Here is an 18,276-nt window from a genome sequence, read left to right as displayed (position 1 = left end):
CGTCGTTTGCTTGTTTCAACCAGGGTAAATACCGTTGATTTATGACGGATTCGTACGTGGCTGCACCCGCGGTGACCAAGCCCGTCCGCGGGTCACGGGCCCGCCGGTATGCGATGACGCCGCCGGCATTCTTCGCGGTTGAGTACGCGATCAACCCGTGGATGGACATCGCTACGCCCGTCGACCTCGGCCTCGCGCACGCGCAATGGGAGGCGCTGCGCACGACCTATCTGCGGCTGGGTCACCGGGTGGAGGTCATCGAGCCGCGGCCCGGGCTGCCGGACATGGTGTACGCCGCCAATGGCGGATTCATCGCCGGCGACGTCGCGATCGTCGCGAAGTTTCGATTCGCCGAGCGGGCCGGCGAATCGCGCGCCTACGCCGACTGGATGTCGTCGCTCGGGTACCGGCCGGTGTCCACTCGTCACATCAACGAGGGGCAGGGCGACCTGCTGATGGTGGGGGAAACGGTGTTGGCGGGCTACGGCTTTCGCACCGATCGGCGCGCGCACGCGGAAATCTCCGCGGCGCTCCGCGTGCCGGTCGTCTCGCTCGAACTGGTGGATCCGCGTTTCTACCACCTCGACACCGCCCTGGCCGTCCTCGACGACCACACGATCGCGTTCTACCCGCCGGCGTTCAGCGCTGCCGCACAGGACCGACTGCGGGCCCTGTTTCCCGACGCGATCGTGGTGGGAAGCGCCGACGCATTCGTGCTCGGCCTCAACGTGGTTTCTGACGGGCTGCACGTTGTCTTACCTTCTAAGGCAACCGGTTTCGGCGCTCAACTGCGTGACGCCGGCTTCGAGCCCGTCGGCGTCGACCTGTCCGAGCTGCTCAAGGGCGGCGGTTCGGTCAAGTGCTGCACACTGGAGGTGTTTGAATGACGATCCTCGACGCCCCGACTTCGATGCGCACCCGGGGTGCCATCGACTTGGTCGAACGCCATGCGGCGCACAACTATTCGCCGCTGCCTGTGGTGGCGGCCAGCGCCGAGGGCGCCTGGATTACCGATGTGGAGGGCCGGCGCTACCTGGATTTCCTGGCCGCCTACTCGGCGGTCAACTTCGGCCATCGCAACCCGGAGATCACCGCGACGGCCCACGCCCAGCTCGACGCCGTCACACTGGTCAGCCGCGCATTCCATTCCGACACGCTCGGTCCGTTTTGCGCTGCACTCGCGCGGCTATGCGGCAAAGACCTGGTACTGCCGATGAACTCGGGTGCCGAAGCCGTGGAGAGCGGCCTCAAGGTTGCCCGCAAGTGGGGTACCGACGTAAAGGGTGTCCCGGACGGCCGGGCGAACATCATCGTGGCGGACAACAACTTTCACGGCCGCACGATCAGCATCGTCAGCTTCTCCTCGGATCCCGCGGCGCGGGACGGATTTGGACCGTTCACGCCGGGGTTCCGCTCGGTGCCCTTCGGTGATGCCGCCGCGCTGGCCCGCGCGATCGACGACGACACCGTCGCGGTGCTGCTCGAGCCGATCCAGGGCGAGGCGGGCATCGTCGTTCCGCCCGACGACTACCTGCCGGCCGTTCGCGCCCTGTGCAGCGAGCGCAACGTGCTGATGATCGCCGACGAGATCCAATCCGGCCTCGCGCGCGCGGGCCGCACCTTCGCCTGCGACCACTGGGGCGTGGTGCCGGACGTCTACCTGCTCGGCAAGGCGCTGGGCGGCGGCGTGGTTCCCCTGTCGGCGGTTGTCGCCGACCGCGAGGTCCTGGGCGTGCTGCATCCCGGTGAACACGGCTCCACCTTCGGCGGTAACCCGTTGGCCGCGGCCATCGGTACCACCGTGGTTTCCATGCTGAGCCGCGGGGAGTTCCAAGCTCGCTCGGCGGAATTGGGCGCGCACCTGCACGGGCGCCTGCGCGAATTTGTGGGCCACGGCGTGCTGGCCGTGCGCGGCCTGGGACTGTGGGCCGGAGTCGACATCGACCCGGCGCTCGGGACGGGCAAGCAGGTGAGCCTTCGGCTGGCCGATCGCGGCGTGTTGGTCAAGGACACGCACTCCTCGACGCTGCGGTTCGCACCGCCGCTGGTGGTCAGCGAGCAGGAGATCGACTGGGCGATTGAGCAGTTCGCTATGGCGTTGCGGGAGGCTGGCCCATAATCAGCTGATCGAGCAAGGAGGGGAATTGCCACCCGCGTCGATCGGTCTGAAAGAGCAGATGCTGCGGCGCCGCCCGGTTGTCGGCATGGCCGTCGCGCACGGGGCCGCCGACCATCTCAAGCGGAGCATCGGCACTTTCCAGCTGACCATGTTCGGGGTTGGCTCAACTGTCGGGACGGGCATCTTCTTCGTCATGTCGCAGGCCGTACCGGAGGCCGGCCCCGGGGTGATCCTGTCGTTCCTCATCGCCGGGCTCGCGGCCGGCCTCGCGGCCATCTGCTACGCCGAATTGGCTTCGGCCGTACCGGTTTCCGGCTCGTCCTACTCGTATGCCTACACCACCCTCGGTGAGATCGTCGCGATGGGGGTGGCGGCCTGCCTGCTGCTCGAATACGGGGTGTCGACCGCCGCGGTCGCGGTCAACTGGAGCGGCTACCTCAACAAGCTGCTCAGCAATGTCTTCGGTTTCCAGTTGCCGCATGCCCTGTCGGCCGCGCCGTGGGATGCGCGGCCCGGCTACGTGAATCTGCCGGCGATCATCTTGATCGGGATGTGCGCGCTGCTACTCATCCGCGGCGCCAGCGAATCGGCCAGGGTCAACACCATCATGGTGCTGATCAAGCTGGGCGTGCTGGTCATCTTCGTGATCGTCGCGTTCACCGCCTTCGACGCCGACCATCTCCACGACTTTGCGCCGTTCGGCGTCGCGGGCATCGGCACGGCCGCCGGCACCATCTTCTTTTCCTATATCGGCCTCGATGCCGTATCGACGGCCGGCGACGAGGTGAAGAACCCGCAAAAGACCATGCCGCGTGCGCTGATTGCGGCCTTGCTGACCGTGACCAGCGTGTACGTGTTCGTCGCGCTCGCCGCCCTGGGCACCCAGCCGTGGCAGGACTTCGCCGGGCAGCAGGAGGCCGGGCTGGCCACCATCCTCGACAACGTCACGCGCCGCAGCTGGGCCGGCACGATTCTGGCTGCGGGCGCCGTCATCTCGATCTTCTCCGTCACCCTGGTCAGCATGTACGGCCAAACGCGGATCCTCTTCGCGATGGGCCGCGACGGGCTGCTGCCCGCGCGATTCGCACGCGTGAACACGCGAACCATGACGCCGGTAAGCAACACGGTGATCGTGGCCATCGCTGCCTCGGCGCTGGCCGCCTTCATACCGCTGGACAAGCTGGCGGACATGGTGTCCATCGGGACGCTCACCGCGTTCGTCGTCGTATCCGCCGGAGTGATCATCCTGCGGGTGCGCGAGCCCGACCTGCCGCGCGGCTTCAAGGTGCCGGGTTATCCCGTCACGCCGGTCCTTTCGGTGCTGGCGTGCGGATACATCCTCGTCAGCTTGCATTGGTACACCTGGATTGCGTTCACTGGCTGGATCGCGCTCGCGTTAGTCTTCTATTTCGTGTGGGGCCGCCATCACAGCGCGCTCAACGGCGAAGCGTTGCAGCGGGAGGCGCTGTGACCGTCGTCGTCGGTTACCGGGCCGGCGAGGTCGGGCTCTCGGGGTTGCACCTGGGCGTGCGCATCGCGCGGACCCGCGGCACCTCGCTCACCGTGGCGACCATCGTGCCCAAGCCTTGGCTCACACCGTCGCTGGGCCGCGTCGACGCCGAGTACGAGCAGTGGGCGGACAACCTGGCTGCGGAGTCGGCGAGGGAGGCCGACCGCTTTCTGAGCACGGTGACCGACGGCATCCAGGTCGAGTATGTGCATCGCGCGCACGGGTCGGTGTCGGGGGGACTGCTCGAAGTCGTCCATGAGGTGGACGCCGACGTGCTGGTGCTGGGCTCGCTGCCCAGCGGCGGCGCCGGCCAGGTGGTGATCGGCTCCACCGCCGAATGGCTGCTGCACGCGTCGCCCGTGCCGGTGGCCATCAGTCCCCGTAACTACCGTTCGCACAAGGGAAAGCTGACCCGGCTCACCTGCGCCTACTCCGCCACCCGGGACGCGATCGACGTGGTGAGACGCTGCGTCGATTTCGGTCAACGGTTCGGTGTGCCGGTGCGGGTCATCACCTTCGCGGTCCGCGGCAAGACGATGTATCCGCCGGAGGTGGGGCTCGAGGTCGAGGACGAGGTCCTTGCGGCCTGGGCGTCGCAGGTGCGAGACATCCTCGAGGAGCTGAAGACGGACGGGATCGTGAGCGAAGACGTTGCGCTGCGGGTGGTTACGGGCCGCAGCTGGCAAGAGGCGCTGGCCAAGGCCGATTGGCAGGAGGGCGAGATCCTGGCGTTGGGCACCCGGCCGCGCGGCGACATCCGCCGGGTGTTCCTCGGTTCCCGCAGCGCCAAGATCATCCGGGAGAGCCCGGTGCCGGTGCTGGTGCTGCCCGGCTAGCGTTGTGCCGCGGCGTTGGCGGCCGCTTGCGCCCGCGTCAGGGTCGCCGCGACGTCGCCGCGGCCCAAGAACATTTCGTCGAAATATGGCCGCAGGGCGTCGTTGCCGGCCGCGAAGCCGGCGCCGCCGGGCGCCGGGATGCGTGGGCCGTCGAGCACGGTGAAGAAGGGTGTGACGTCGACGCCTCGGGCGGACCAGTGATTGAAGTAGACCGGCTGAGCCGACAGGACCGCCGGGATGGCCGCACCCTCGCGGCCCAGGAACTCGTTGCCCTCCCTGCTGCCCATCCAGGCCAGGACCTGACGCACCGCGTCGGGATGCTTCGTTGCGGCATTGCCCGCCGCCGCAATGCCATTGGTGACGCTCACCCGCCCGACCGGGCCCGCCGCCATCATCGCCACACCCCAGTGGAAGCGGGCATCGCGGGCCACCGGCGCCAGGTTGTAGGTGCCGGACTGGAAGAGCGCCATCCGGCCGGCCAGGAACTGGTTGCGGGAGAAGTCGCCGTTGTCGTTGGTGTCCGAGGCGGGCGGCGCGACGTGGTCGTCGTTGATCAGGCCGACCAGGTAGCGGAAGGCTTGCACCGCCCCGGGATTGTCGAAGGCGAACTTGTCGCCGCGTTGGAAAACCCCGCCGGCCGAGCCGATGTAGTTGAGGTAGATGCCCTGCGGGTCGTTGGCGGCGTTGTAGCCCCACTGCCGGACCCGTCCGGCGTCGAAACCCGCTGCGTTGGCTGGGCGTCCAGCGGCGTCGACTGTGAGCCGGGCGAGCAGGGCGCGCAGCGTGTCGCGGCCGTCGGGGCTCCACCGCAAATCCTTCAGTTGGGCGGGGTCGACGCCGGCCGAGGCCAGCAGGTCCGCGTTGTAATACAGCGCGATCCCGGCATCGGTCAGCTGCGGCACGCCCCACAGCGTGCCCCCGCGGGTGAACTGTTCCACGACCGCGGAGTCCCAACCGGGGGCCCGCTCGATCTTCATCAGCCGGTCGCTGTCGGCGTAGGCGGCCAAGTAGGCGTTGGAGATCCAGAAGATGTCGTCGGCGCTGCCCCCGGCGACGTCGGTACGCAGCGTGTCGAAGTACGTCGAGTACGCGACCACGTTGGTGTGCACCTCGATGTCGGGATGCGCGCGGGTGAATGCCTCGAACGACTGTCGATAGGCCGCGGCGATCTGTTCGGCCCACACCCGCACTGTGACGACGACCTTGCCGCCGAGAGGCTGGCCGGAGTAGTCGAGCAGCACCGCGGTCGCACCCAACAGCACCGCCACCAGCGCGAGCGCCCCGGCCATCAGCGTCGAAAAGCGGGGCCGGCTCATGGTGTATGTCCAGATTGCCGTGCTGGTCGTGGATCGTCGAAAACCCCAGCCCTGACGGCAATCTCGGCGCGAGGAACGCTCACTTGAGCCCCGAGACGACGATCGAAGCGACGATGTGGCGCTGGAAGACCACGAAAAGCGCGATCAGCGGGACGATCGCGACGGTCGTCGCCGCCATCACCAGCGTCCACTGGGCGTTGAATCGCGACTGCAGATCGGCCGTCGCGACCGTGAGCACCCGCCACTTGTGGCCGCTGGTGATCACCAGCGGCCACATGAAGTTGTTCCACTGCGAGACGACCGTAATCAGCGTCAAGGCCGCCAGCACCGGTCGGCTGGACGGAATCACCACATGCACGATCACGTCCAGGGTGTTGGCCCCGTCCAGGTGGGCGGCATTGATCAAGTCGTTCGGGATGATCCGGAAGTGCTCGCGCAGCAGGAAGATCGCGTACGGCGAGCCGAACATGAACGGCAGCACCAACGCCCAGAACGTGTTACGCAGGCCCAGCTGGGCCATCATGAGATACAACGGCACCACCGTGACCGTCCCCGGCACCATCAACGTCGCGATGTACACCCAGAACAGCGCGTCGCGCCCGGGGAATTCCAGCCGCGCGAACGCGTATCCGGCCAGCACCGAAAACGTCAACTGACCCACCAGGATCACGGCCGTCATCAAGGCGGTCACGGCCGCCGCGCGGCCGAATCCCGCTCCGGCCAGGTCCGCGTAATTGGCCAAAGTGAACGGCCGCGGCAGCTGCAGGGGTGTGCCCGTGGCGAACTGGTGCGCGGAGGTGAACGAGGTCAACAAGCCAAGTAGAAAGGGCACCAACGTGATCAGCGCACCGAGGATAAGCCCGGCGTAGATGGCGAGCCGGCTAGGTGAGGTCATAGCTGATCCGCCGCCGGAAATATTGCTGCTGCACCATGGTGACGCCGATCAGGATGACGAACAGCACCACCGCCATCACCGACGCGCGCCCGATGGCCGCCGAGCCGAAAGCTTCGGCGTAGATGCGGTGGGCCACCAGGTCGGTGCTGCCGCCCGGCCCGCCGCCGGTCAGTGCGTAGACCATGTCGAAAACCTGTGCCGTGCTGACGATCCCGGTCACCAGGACGAAGAAGGTGGTCGGCCGCAGCATGGGCAGGGTGATGCGCCAGAACCGTTGCCACGCAGTGGCGCCATCGGTGCGCGCGGCGGCGTGAATGTCGTCGGGGATCGCCAGCAGGCCGGCCAGGAACGACAGCGAGACGTATCCGACGTTGGTCCATACGACCACGGCCGAGACGAGCGGCAGCGCGAAGCTGGGGTCCGACAGCCATTCGATGCTGTGCCCGAGCAGGGTGCTCACCGCTCCGTCGGTGGGAGCCAGAATCCAGCGCCACAGCACCGCGATCGCCAGCGGCGCGCAGATCCACGGCAGCACATACAGGGTGCGGAACAGGCCGGTGCCGGGAAGCCGGCGGGCCAGCATGGACGCGGCCACCAGGCCCAGCACCGTCTGCGCGGGAACCACGATCGCCACGAAGAGGGCCGTGACGATCAGCGAGTTGGCGAAACCGCGATCCGTCAAAACCGACCGCCAGTTCGACAGGGCCACGTAGCGCAGCGGACCCAGCAGGTCCCAGCGGTAGAGGCTCAGCCAGATCACCACGAGGATGGGCAGCAACAAGAAGGCGACGACGCCGAACAGGCTGGGCGCCAGCAGGGCATAGCCCAGCGCGGGTTGTTTTCTCAGGGCGCCGCCGGCCATGGAGGTAATTAAAGCGGGCGGCACCGGGGTTTGGGGCGAACGGCCGTTACGGTGGAACCGTGACACCGAACCGGGGGATCGATGCCGACTTCCTGAACCTGCCGCGCCACGAGCTCGCCGCGGCCGCGCTGTCGTCGGCCACCGCGGCCGGCGCCAGCTACGCCGACCTGCGGATTCACCGCATCATGACCGAGATCGTCCAGCTGCGCGACGGCGAATTGCAGACCGCGGTCGTCAATCGCGAGGTCGGCTTGGCCGTACGGGTGATCGTCGATGGCACGTGGGGGTTCGCCTCGCACGCGGAGCTGGCGCCATCGGTCGCGGCCGAGACCGCGCGTCACGCCGTGCAAGTGGCCACCACCCTGGCGACGCTGAACAGCGAGCGCGTCGAGCTGGCACCCGAGCCCGTGTACGCCGACGCCACCTGGGTTTCCGATTACCGGATCGACCCGTTCAGCGTCCCGGCGAGCGACAAGATCGCAGTGCTGGAGGAGTACTCCGGCCAGCTGCTCAGCGCCGACGGTGTCGATCACGTGTCGGCGGTGCTCACGGCGGTCAAGGAGCAGACGTTCTATGCCGACACCTTCGGGTCGGCGATCACCCAGCAACGGGTCCGGATACAGCCGTCGCTGGAGGCGGTGACCGTCGACGCCGAGGCCGGCAGCTTCGACTCGATGCGCACGCTGGCCCCGCCGACCGGACGCGGCTGGGAAGTGCTGGCCGGCGACGAGGTGTGGAACTGGAGCGACGAGCTGGCGCAACTGCCGTCGCTGCTCGCCGAAAAGGTCAAGGCGCCCAGCGTGATCGCGGGCCGCAAGGACCTGGTGATCGACCCCACCAACCTGTGGCTCACGATCCACGAATCCATCGGGCATGCAACCGAATACGACCGAGCCATCGGCTACGAGGCCGCCTACGCCGGAACGTCGTTCGCTACCCCGGACAAACTCGGCACCATGCGGTACGGCTCCCCGGTGATGAACGTGACCGCCGACCGCACCGTCGAACATGGCTTGGCCACCATCGGTTACGACGACGAGGGTGTCGCGGCGCAAACCTGGGATCTAGTGCGCGACGGGGTATTTGTCGGCTATCAGCTCGACCGGGTCTTCGCGCCCCGCCTGGGACAGCCGCGCTCCAACGGATGCTCGTACGCCGACTCCCCGCATCACGTGCCGATTCAACGGATGGCCAACGTCTCGCTGCAGCCGGCGCGTGAGGACGTCAGCACCGCCGACCTGATCGGCCGCGTCGAGGATGGCATCTACATCATCGGCGACAAGTCATGGTCAATCGACATGCAGCGCTACAACTTTCAGTTCACCGGTCAGCGATTCTTCCGTATCCGCGACGGCCGGCTGGACGGGCAATTGCGAGACGTCGCCTATCAGGCCACCACCACAGATTTCTGGAACTCCATGGAAGCCGTGGGCGGCCCGTCGACCTGGCGGCTCGGTGGCGCATTCAACTGCGGCAAGGCCCAACCCGGGCAGGTCGCCCCGGTCAGCCATGGCTGCCCGTCGGCGTTGTTCCGCGGCGTCAACGTGCTCAACACCCGGACCGAGGGCGGCCGATGATCACCCCACAGCATGTCGTCAACCTCGTCCTCGAGGAGGCCGCCAAGCTCGGCGGCGCCAACGAAACCATGGTGCTGGTCACCGACAAGGTCGAGGCGACGTTGCGGTGGGCGGGCAATTCGATGACCACCAACGGGGTTTCGGTCAACCGGAGCATCACGGTGATCTCCGTTGTACGCCAAGGGTCCAGCGCCCGAATCGGCACCATGGTTTCAGCCGAGGTGGATCCGCGGGTGATCCCCGAGCTGGTGGCTGCGTCGCAGGAGGCGGCCCGTTCGGCGCCCGAGGCGGGCGACGCCGCGCCGCTGCTGGCCGACACCGGGATTCCCCCGGACTGGAACGCGCCGGTGCCGGGTACGGGACCGTTGGTGTTCGCCGATGTCGCCGACTCCTTGAGCCGCGCCTTCCGTGGTACCGATCGACTTTACGGCTTTGCGCACCACAGTGTTTCGACGACGTTCCTCGCGTCGTCGACGGGGGTGCGCCGACGCTACACGCAGCCCGCCGGGGCGGTGGAGATGAACGGTAAACGCGGCGACGCGAGCGCCTGGGTGGGTGTCGGCGCACCCGACTTCGCCGACGTGCCAATGGATTCGCTGCTCGATGAGCTGTCGATGCGGCTGGGGTGGGCCGAGCGCAGCGTGGAGCTGCCTGCGGGACGCTACGAGACGATCATGCCGCCGTCCACGGTGGCCGACATGATGCTTTACCTGGCCTGGTCGATGGCCGGCCGCGGCGCCCAGGAGGGCCGCACCGCCTTTTCGGCGCCCGGCGGCGGGACGCGGGTGGGGGAGCGGCTCACCGAATTGCCGCTGACGCTGTTCTCCGATCCGTTGGCGCCGGGCCTGGCGTGCACCCCGTTCGTGGCGGTGAGCAGCTCGTCGGAGACGGTGTCGGTGTTCGACAACGGCATGGAGATCGGCCAGGTGGACTGGATCCGCAACGGGGTGATCAACGCGCTGGCCTACCCGCGCGCGACGGCCGCCAAGTTCGATGCCGACGTCGCGGTCGCCGCCGACAACCTGGTGATGACTGGCGGGTCGGCCGAGCTTGCCGACATGATCGCGGCCACCGAACGCGGCCTGCTGCTGACCACGCTGTGGTACATCCGCGAGGTCGACCCCACCACGCTGCTGCTCACCGGGCTGACCCGGGACGGCGTCTACCTCATCGAAGACGGCGAGGTGACCGCCGCGGTCAACAACTTCCGGTTCAACGAGAGTCCGCTGGACCTGCTGCGGCGGGCCACCGAGGCCGGGGTGAGCGAGAAGACCCTGCCCCGGGAGTGGGCGGACTGGGCCAGCCGCGCGGCGATGCCGTCGCTGCGGATACCGGACTTCTATATGTCGTCGGTCAGCCAGGCCCAATAGACGATTGCCGCAGGGCCTACCGCGTTCTAGCGTGTGACGAATGGCGGCTCCGGTTTCGGCTCAAAAAGATCAGCTGACGAGGTTGGTGGTGTTGTCGCCGGGCTCACCGGCGGACGCGCGCATCGCGGCATTGATCCGGCGGACGTGCGCTCAGACGTTGTCTTTGCCGCCGTTGCCAAGTGGCGTCGAGGCCGGCGCACCCGAATCGCAGGCCGAGGTCGTCGCCGCCGAGTTCGCCGAACAGTTCAGCACGGACGTCTCCGCGATCACCGGCGAGCAGCGATCGGGGCTCATCGAGCACCTGGGGGATAGCGCCTTCGGCGTGGTGGTCCAGACATATATCGCCGACTTCGTTCCGCGCGTGCGCGCCGGGCTGGACGCGCTCGGCGTCGGCTCGGAGTACTTGGGCTGGGTGTCCGGCGCCGTCGAGTGGGATCACACGACCGATCCGTCGAGTGCGGTATTCAACGACTTCTTGCCCGCGGTGGCCCGGATGCGCGCGCTCGACCCGCTCACCTCCGAGTTGGTCCGGCTGCGCGGAGCGGCTCAGCACAATTGCCGGTTGTGCAAGTCCCTGCGCGAGGGCACCGCGCTCGATGCCGGCGGTTCGGAGACGCTGTACGACGAGATCGCTCGCTTCGAGTCGTCGAGCTTGCTTGACGACCGCGTTAAAGCCGCGCTGCGCTACGCCGATGCGTTAATTTGGACCCCTGCGCACCTCGCCGCCGACGATGTCGCCGAGGTGCGCTCCCGGTTCTCCGATGCCGAGGCCGTCGAGCTCACCTTTGACATCATGCGGAATGCAAGCAACAAAGTTGCCGTCGCTCTTGGCGCGGACGCCCCGCGGGTCGAGCAGGGTACCGAGCGATACCTGCTCGGAGCAGACGGGCAGACCGTATTCAGCCACGCGTGAAGTACGAAATGTTAACCATCCATACACGGGCACGCAAACAGAAGTTCGCTCCGCGCGGGGCCGTGCTGGCTAAATTTATGTCCCGGCAGCGAAACTGAGACGTGCCGGTGATCGTGTCTGGCAGCGCCGCCTGAGTTGACGGCCATGGACCGCGCGCGAATGAGCCGCGGCCCAAATCGCGTCTCGGCTAGTTGTCGCCACACCACAGCTTGGATTGCGTCGGAGAGCAACACGTTCCCGCGCAGAGGGAGGTCCGGAGATGAGAACCACCCGTTCACGCTCGCGCCGGCGGGTGTTGCCGGTGTTGGCCGCCGGGGTCGCGCCGGCGGTCGCGATGCTGGGCTATGCGGTGCTGTCGGCGCCACAGGCGTCAGCGTCCTGCAATTTGAGCCCCAAAGACGACCAGTACATCCAGTTGCTCGCGCAGAACAAGATGGTTCACAACGCCGATTTCAGCGATTGCCATGAGGCCGCCGAGGGGCGTTGGTTCGCCGACCAGGTACGGAACCACCCCAATCCGTTTGGGGAGGCCCAGGAGCTGGTCAATATGATCACCAGCACCACGCCGATGAGCCAGGCCCAGGCCGAGTGGGAGGTCGAGTCGGCGATCTATGTCTACGCCCCAGAAGTGATCCCCAAGATCAAGGATCAGGCCGCGCATTTCAACTGGCCGGCCGAATAGCGAGGGTCACCAGCTAACTTAGTTCCGGGACGCTTGATGCGCCCGCAGCACGGCGGCGACATGTCGTCGTCCATGTAAAACGGTGTCGATTCGTCGGCCTGCCATATCGCTCGAATCGTCTGCCGCGCTGGAATTTTCGACAGCTTATGTTCACCTATTGTTTGCAAACGCGGCTGTTTGTCACGCTGGATACCTGTGGTACGCGGTGTTTGGATGTCACGAGAAACAGCAAATTTTCCGTGCAAGGGGGTTCGGGAAAATGACGATCAGAGGGAGGCACGGTCGGGTGCTGGCGGTAGGGGCCGCCGGCGCTGTATTGGCAACGTCGACGCTGGGTGGAGCGCTGTTGGCAGCGCCGCAGGCATCGGCCCAGTGCAGCATGACCCCGGCCGACGACCAATACATCAAGCTGTTGGCGCAGAACAAGATGACTCACAGCGCCGGTGTCAACGATTGCAACGTCACCGCCGAAGGTCGTTGGTTGGCCGACCAGGTCCGGACATCGGCCGATCCGTACGCAACCGCCAAGCGACTTGTGCAGGTGGTGGACGACAAGACGTCAATGGACGCCAAGCAGGCCGAGTGGGAGGTCGAGACGGCGATCTACGTGTACGCGCCAGACATGATCCCCAAGATCAAGAATCAAGCCGCGCAGCAGGCGCCCGCTTAGCGCACGCAATGTCGAACGGCCACAACGGCTTTCGCCGTTCTCATCGGGCATCGAGTCGCGCCCGCCCGCGTGGGTGAGCTTCTGACGACGCTTGCGGCCGCCGGCGATGTGTCCGCCGGTACTTATCCAGCGCGTCGACGCCGAACAGGATCGGCACCGCGGCCAGGGCGACGGCCCAGCCCCACGGCGGCGGATTCCACTGACCGAGCAACCTCGCGATCGGTGGCACCCACAGTTCGACAAGGGAAAAGGCCAGCCCGATGAACGCCGCCGGCACCAGGAGCCGGTTGGTGAGCCAGCCCAGCGCTCCCGGCCAGCGCGAGGAGGACCGGCACGCAAAGACGTTCGCGGTCTGGGCGAAGACGACGGTGATGAACGCCGCGCCGGATGCCATTGCCAGGTCGTGCCCGGTTGGGAACGGGTTTGCGGGACGCCAGCCGAGCGCCATCAGGGACACCACGAAGGCGGTGAGCGAGACGACGGCCTCGAGCGGCCCCAGCACTCCGAAGGCCCGGCGTAGCACCGTGCGGTTCATCAGCCGACCGTGGACCGGGGGTCCCTCGAGCAGGTGCTTGGCGGGCGGCTCGGCGCCGAGTGCCACCGCGGACAGGGTGTCGGTGCCGATGTCGAGCGCGATGATCTGCAGAACACCGAGCGCGAGGGGGAACAGGCCGCCCGAGAGCGCCCACACGAGAAAAGGTGCGAGCTCGGCGACGTTGTCGGTGAGGTGATAGGTCAGGAATCGGCGGATGTTGACGAAGGTCGCGCGACCTTGCTCGATGCCGGCCACGATGCCGGCGAAGGAGTCGTCGAGCAGAACAAGGTCGGCGGCCTCGCGGGCGACGTCGGTGCCGGAGCGGCCCATTGCCACACCGATGTCGGACTCGTGCAGTGCCGGCGCGTCGTTGACCCCGTCGCCGGTCATCGCCACCACGTGGCCCCGGGAGCGAAGGGCACGGGCGATGCGGAGCTTGTCCTCGGGAGAGACCCGAGCGATAACCACCCCGTCGTGGTCGAGGACAGCGGCGAGATGCTGCTCGTCCTCCGGTAAATCCGCTCCCAACAGCACCGGAGAGTCGGCGGACCGCAGCCGCACCTCGTTGCCGATGGCCGTGGCGGTGGCCGGATGATCACCGGTCACCATCGCCACCTTCACCCCCGCCTTGCGGCAGGCGTCGAGCGATGCGGAGATGTCGTCGCGCGGCGGATCCTCGAGCGCCACCAGGCCGAGCAGGCGCAACCCCTGGTCGCATTCCTGCTGGTCCCGGGGTATACGGCCGTTCCTCGGGCCCGCGGCGACGGCGAGAACTCGGAGCCCCCGGGCGGTCAGGGCGTCCACGGCCTGGTGTGCCGCCGGGTCGTCACCGCACAGCGGAAGCACCGCGTCCGGCGCGCCCTTCACCACGACCTCGTCTGCCCGCACGACGGCCATGCGGCGCAGCCGGGGATCGAAGGGGAACCGCAGCTCGGCGTGGCCGGTACGACGGTCCTCGACGGTGTCGATGCCCAGTCGTCGGGCGAAGGTATCGAGGGCCGCCTCCATGGGGTCGCCGTGTGCCCGCCACTGCCCGTGGACTTCTTCGGCGTATCCGGTGGAGCAGCGTTCCCCGGCCAGGGCGAGCCGGCGAACCGACTCGTATGCGCCGGGTGAGGACCACGTGAGCTGCGCTGTGGGCCCATAGCCGGCACCGCCGATGGTCAACGAGCCGGCGGGCGTCCACGCTTCGACCACCGTCATCTGGTTGCGGGTGAGGGTTCCCGTCTTGTCGGTGCAGATGAACGTCGTGGAGCCGAGCGTCTCGACGGCCTCGAGGTTGCGCACCAGGATCTCCCGCTTCGCCATCTGCTCCGAGCCCCAGGCGAGGGACAGCGTCACGGTGGGCAGCAGCGCCTCCGGGACCAGGGCGACCGTGACACCGATCGCGAACACGAAGGCCTGCTGGATCGGATTGCCCACGAGCACGGAGACGAGCAGGAACAGCGCGCCCACGCCGATTGCGATGGCGGCGATGAGGCGGACGACGCCGCGCAAACCGCGGGTCAGGGGGGTGTCCGGTTTCCTGGTCGCGGTTGTCAGCCGGGTGATGCCGGCCAGGCGGGTCTGTTGGCCGGTCGCGGTGACCAGGGCGCGCGAATCCCCTTCCACGACAAACGTGCCCGCGAAGAGCGGTTCGCCCGCCGCGACGGCGCCGGCCACGCTCTCGCCGGTGAGCATGGAGGAGTCGACGAGCAACCGATTCTGGCGAAGCACCACGGCGTCGGCCGGGACGCGGTCGCCGCTTTCGAGGAGCAGCACGTCGTCGACGACGACGTCCTCGGCCTCGATCACCCGCCGAGCGCCATCACGCAAGACCGTGACGCGCGTCGGCAGCATCTCCTGGAGCCGGTCGGCGGCGCGGTCTGCCCGCGCTTGCTGGATCAGGGAGAAGACCCCGTTCAGCACTATTACCGCGATGATGGCGACGCTGAGTTGGGGCAGCTTCGCCAGGAAGGCGAGCACCGCGGCAGCCCAGAGGAGCAGGGCGAAGAAATGCGTCAGCTCCCCGAGCAGGCGGCGGGCGATCGACGGCCGCCTCGTTGCGGGCAGCCTGTTCGGACCGCTCTGCGCGCGCCGCTCGGTGGCCTCCGCGGTGGTCAGCCCGAGCGTCGTGACGTTGGCCATGGCTCTCCCCTCAGCTGGGTTGAGACCATGATGTCTCGGCCGCCTTCGTGCCCAGCCTGCCGGGCCGATTCTGTCCCGATCTGCCCCGGGGTCCCGCCAGGCGCACACTGGGTTTGGCGTTGGTCTACGGTTTCGTACGGAACGATCACGTCAGGGGCGGTAGCTCAGTTGGTTAGAGCCGCGGACTCATAATCCGTTGGTCGCGGGTTCGAGCCCCGCCCGCCCCACCTGAAATATTGTCGCTTGCCAGGGTGATGGGACCACCGTTTTGCCATGAGCATGGGACCGGTTGTTTCCGGTTGCTGGCCGTGGGGTGATGGTGACTGATGACCTGGCTGCTGGTCAATTCGGCTGGTCCGAATTGACCGGCTTTCGAGGACGGGGTTTCTGGCGTTGCCGGTAGGACTCGCCCTCGACGACGAGTTCGTAGGCCGCGGATTGGAGCCGGTCCATCGCCGACTGGGCCAGGAGTGGGTCGGCCATCATGGTGAGGATCTCCGGTGGTTCGCGGTTGCTGGTGATGACCGTTGATGCGGTGCGGTGGCGTTCCACGATGAGCTCGTAGAAGTCATTGGTCTCGGTGGCCTCAAGCCGGTGCAACGCGAGGTCATCGATGATGAGCAGCTCGACGCGGTGTAGTTTGCGCATCTCGTCTTCATAGCTGCCGTCTAGCCGTGCTCCGCGGAGGCGTTTGAACAGTTTGTCGGCGCGTTCGGTATGCACGCTGTGGTGACGTCGCACGGCGATGTGGCCTAATGCGTTGGCCAGGAACGTTTTTCCGACTCCGACCGGTCCCATGATGAGCACGTTGTAGGCGTCGGCCAGAAACCGCAGCGAGGTCAACTCTGCCCATAGTTGGCGGTCGTAGCTGACCGCGGCGGTGTCATCCCAGGCCTGCAGCTGCATCTGCGGATCCAATTGTGCTGTCTTGGCGCGGCGGGCGGCGGACTCGCGGTCGCGGCGGGTGACCTCATCGGCTAGCAGCATTTCCAGGAAGTCGTGGTGTGGCAGCCGATTCGATCGTGCCAGCGCGAGCCGTTCGGGCAGGGTGTCGAGCAGGCGGCCGAGCTTGAGGCGGCGCATCAGCGCTTTGAGGTCTGCAGACACCTCGATCGGCTTGACCGCGGGGGTGGCATCGGGGCGGCGGGTTGTGCTCATGAGGGCCTGCGCACCGCGAAGTCGGTGGCCGCGCGGACGAACCGCGACGCCTGCGGCGGGTTCGGGATCAGCGGCAGCTGTGCGCCGGCACCGCGGGTAAGCATGCGCTCGATCAGCCCGACGTCGATGACCTCGGCGTCCAGCGCGCGCTGGCAGGCGTCATCGACCGCGTCGGCGCCGTGGCGGCGCACCAGTCCCAGGAGTCGGTAGACCTGGCGCATCTTGGTCCACGGCAGCGGATGCTCCAGCACCGCCGCCGCGTAGGCGCCGACATGCTGCCCGTGTGCGGATGCCTTGCGCTGCAAGGTGTTGATATCTCGCATCGCATAGACCGACACCTCGGCCGGTAGATCAGCGGGGTCGGTATGGCGGCGTCCTGGCGCCATGACCGGATGGACCTTGATCAGCTCACCGCGCCAATACAGCTTCACCGTGCGCGCATCCACCCGGGCATCCAGCCGGCGCCCAATCAGCTCACCGGGAACGCTGTAGAGCGCCTTGGCGACCTGCACGTGCCGATCGGGAGCCACCTTGGGCCGGCTCCAGGTCGGGATGTCGAACACCTCGTCGGGTGCCGGTTTGAGGTGGGGTAGCTCGTCGGTGGCGAATACCTCGGCCGGGCGCAGCCGAGTGGTGCCGTGTATCCGCATCCCCGCCACCTGCCCACACCACTGCTCGGCTCGTGCCCGGCAGTCACTCAGATTCCGAAAGTCTTCTCCAGCAAAGAAATTCGACCGAACATATTGGACACAGCGCTCAACCCTAGGCTTGTCGCGCGGGCTGCGGATGCGGGTGGGGTCCACGACGAAGCCCCGCGCCTGAGCGTATTCGCGGAAGGCGTCATTAAGTTTCGGATCGGTCGCATCAGCCTTGTCGACGATGGCCTTCATGTTGTCGGGGATCGCCACCGCGAACACCCCGCCGAAGAATGCCCACGCGGCCTCAAACCCGGCGATCACCTCGTGAAGCGTCTGCCGGTAGGTCGGCCAGACGAACATGTGCCGCGAATACACCGCAGTGAAGATCAACCCCTGCACTACCCGCCGGCGGCCATCCGCGGCATCAGTGAGCATTCCGAGCCGACCGAAATCGACCTGCAGTTCAGCACCGGGCTCGCAATCGGCCACCGGCACCGTGGCCTGCCGAATCCCGAACCCCAATTCCGTTGTGGCATAGCGATGCAACGTTCGATACGACACCACCACGCCCCGACGCCCAAGCAGCGTGTGCACCTTCGTCAGAGTCAAGTCTTGCTTCAGCCACGCCTTGATCTGCTCGTGCTGGGCGGCGATGGTCTCCCAGGCCTGGCTCTTGCCGTTGGGCCGACTCGGCCGCACGCCGGCGATCACCGCCGCCAACAGCTCGTCGGTCAACTGACACCCGTCGCCGTCACGGTCCAGCCCGCACGCGCGGGCGCGGTCCACATACCGGCGCACCGTTTTGCGGTCCGTGCCCGATAACCGGGCCACCTCGCGCAACCCATGACCCTGCAGCCACAACCGCAGCATCTCCCTGACTTCGATCACCGACACCTCCCGGTAGCTCATTCGGCCAATACAGCGGCCGAGCAACCGGAAGCCCCCAACGCCACGCCGGGGTGGTCCCATAACTGGCAAAACAGCTAGCCAGATGGTCCCATCACTGGCAATCGGGTGGTCCCATGCTCATGGCAAAACCGGCGCCGAGCTGGTCCCTTATTCCTGGCA

The 18,276-nt window shown here is 67.2% G+C and carries 15 protein-coding genes and 1 tRNA gene; 10 read left to right on the top strand and 6 right to left on the bottom strand.

Annotated elements, in window-relative coordinates; all coding sequences use genetic code 11:
- Positions 1-41 precede the first annotated feature (41 nt).
- The 4 genes from ddaH to KXD96_RS19890 are packed head-to-tail and all read left to right on the top strand — an operon-like array spanning position 42 to position 4,465.
- A complete protein-coding gene (gene ddaH / locus KXD96_RS19905; protein WP_260739088.1) occupies positions 42-887 on the top strand; it encodes a dimethylargininase in 846 nt (281 codons plus the stop codon).
- Entirely contained in the window at positions 884-2,119 is a 1,236-nt protein-coding gene (gene rocD, locus KXD96_RS19900) for an ornithine--oxo-acid transaminase (protein WP_260739086.1), read from the top strand. The genes ddaH and rocD overlap by 4 nt, the downstream gene beginning before the upstream one ends.
- Before the next feature lie 58 nt (positions 2,120-2,177).
- Positions 2,178-3,590: an amino acid permease gene (locus KXD96_RS19895; protein WP_396878851.1), complete on the top strand. Its 1,413-nt coding sequence runs from the start codon at positions 2,178-2,180 to the stop codon at positions 3,588-3,590.
- Positions 3,587-4,465: a universal stress protein gene (locus KXD96_RS19890; protein ID WP_260739080.1), complete on the top strand. Its 879-nt coding sequence runs from the start codon at positions 3,587-3,589 to the stop codon at positions 4,463-4,465. The genes KXD96_RS19895 and KXD96_RS19890 overlap by 4 nt, the downstream gene beginning before the upstream one ends.
- Here the strand turns inward: KXD96_RS19890 and KXD96_RS19885 are convergent.
- The 3 genes from KXD96_RS19885 to KXD96_RS19875 form a co-directional block, all read right to left on the bottom strand.
- The gene (locus KXD96_RS19885; RefSeq protein ID WP_260739078.1) at positions 4,462-5,781 is read right to left on the bottom strand and encodes an extracellular solute-binding protein; all 1,320 of its coding nucleotides are present in this window, start codon (positions 5,779-5,781) and stop codon (positions 4,462-4,464) included. The genes KXD96_RS19890 and KXD96_RS19885 overlap by 4 nt on opposite strands.
- A 79-nt stretch (positions 5,782-5,860) precedes the next feature.
- The gene (locus KXD96_RS19880; RefSeq protein ID WP_260739076.1) at positions 5,861-6,676 is read right to left on the bottom strand and encodes a carbohydrate ABC transporter permease; all 816 of its coding nucleotides are present in this window, start codon (positions 6,674-6,676) and stop codon (positions 5,861-5,863) included.
- Positions 6,663-7,538: a carbohydrate ABC transporter permease gene (locus KXD96_RS19875; RefSeq protein WP_260739073.1), complete on the bottom strand. Its 876-nt coding sequence runs from the start codon at positions 7,536-7,538 to the stop codon at positions 6,663-6,665. Before KXD96_RS19875 ends, KXD96_RS19880 begins: the two co-directional genes overlap by 14 nt.
- Positions 7,539-7,597: 59 nt before the next feature.
- Between KXD96_RS19875 and KXD96_RS19870 the strand changes: the two genes are divergently transcribed.
- The 5 genes from KXD96_RS19870 to KXD96_RS19850 all read left to right on the top strand — a co-directional run bounded on the left by KXD96_RS19870 (position 7,598) and on the right by KXD96_RS19850 (position 12,750).
- A complete protein-coding gene (locus KXD96_RS19870; protein WP_260739071.1) occupies positions 7,598-9,115 on the top strand; it encodes a TldD/PmbA family protein in 1,518 nt (505 codons plus the stop codon).
- Positions 9,112-10,485, top strand: coding sequence for a metallopeptidase TldD-related protein (locus tag KXD96_RS19865; protein ID WP_260739069.1), 1,374 nt, complete (start codon positions 9,112-9,114; stop codon positions 10,483-10,485). Before KXD96_RS19870 ends, KXD96_RS19865 begins: the two co-directional genes overlap by 4 nt.
- 40 nt (positions 10,486-10,525) lie before the next feature.
- Positions 10,526-11,398 carry a carboxymuconolactone decarboxylase family protein gene (locus KXD96_RS19860; RefSeq protein ID WP_260739065.1) on the top strand — a complete coding sequence of 291 codons (873 nt, stop codon included), beginning with the start codon at positions 10,526-10,528 and terminating at the stop codon, positions 11,396-11,398.
- A 259-nt stretch (positions 11,399-11,657) separates the two neighbouring features.
- The gene (locus KXD96_RS19855; RefSeq protein WP_260739064.1) at positions 11,658-12,080 is read left to right on the top strand and encodes a hypothetical protein; all 423 of its coding nucleotides are present in this window, start codon (positions 11,658-11,660) and stop codon (positions 12,078-12,080) included.
- A 259-nt stretch (positions 12,081-12,339) separates the two neighbouring features.
- A complete protein-coding gene (locus tag KXD96_RS19850) occupies positions 12,340-12,750 on the top strand; it encodes a hypothetical protein (protein WP_260739062.1) in 411 nt (136 codons plus the stop codon).
- Between the two features lie 40 nt (positions 12,751-12,790).
- Here the strand turns inward: KXD96_RS19850 and KXD96_RS19845 are convergent, their stop codons facing one another.
- Positions 12,791-15,412 (bottom strand): cation-transporting P-type ATPase, encoded by a 2,622-nt coding sequence (locus KXD96_RS19845; RefSeq protein ID WP_260739060.1) that lies wholly within the window; start codon positions 15,410-15,412, stop codon positions 12,791-12,793.
- A gap of 153 nt (positions 15,413-15,565) precedes the next feature.
- Between KXD96_RS19845 and KXD96_RS19840 the strand changes: the two genes are divergently transcribed.
- Positions 15,566-15,639, top strand: a tRNA-Ile gene (locus tag KXD96_RS19840).
- A 115-nt stretch (positions 15,640-15,754) separates the two neighbouring features.
- On the opposite strand, the gene istB is transcribed toward KXD96_RS19840, so the two are convergent.
- Together istB and istA are read right to left on the bottom strand one after the other, a co-directional pair.
- Positions 15,755-16,570: an IS21-like element helper ATPase IstB gene (gene istB / locus KXD96_RS19835; protein WP_260737101.1), complete on the bottom strand. Its 816-nt coding sequence runs from the start codon at positions 16,568-16,570 to the stop codon at positions 15,755-15,757.
- Complete coding sequence (gene istA, locus KXD96_RS19830; RefSeq protein ID WP_260737107.1) at positions 16,567-18,117, bottom strand: IS21 family transposase; 1,551 nt, start codon at positions 18,115-18,117, stop codon at positions 16,567-16,569. Before istA ends, istB begins: the two co-directional genes overlap by 4 nt.
- Between the last annotated feature and the right edge of the window lie 159 nt (positions 18,118-18,276).

The organism is Mycobacterium sp. SMC-2 (genome assembly GCF_025263485.1).
Classification (GTDB): Bacteria; Actinomycetota; Actinomycetes; order Mycobacteriales; family Mycobacteriaceae; genus Mycobacterium.
Note: the sequence above shows the minus strand (reverse complement) of the source record. Positions and strands in the feature narration are given on the sequence as shown.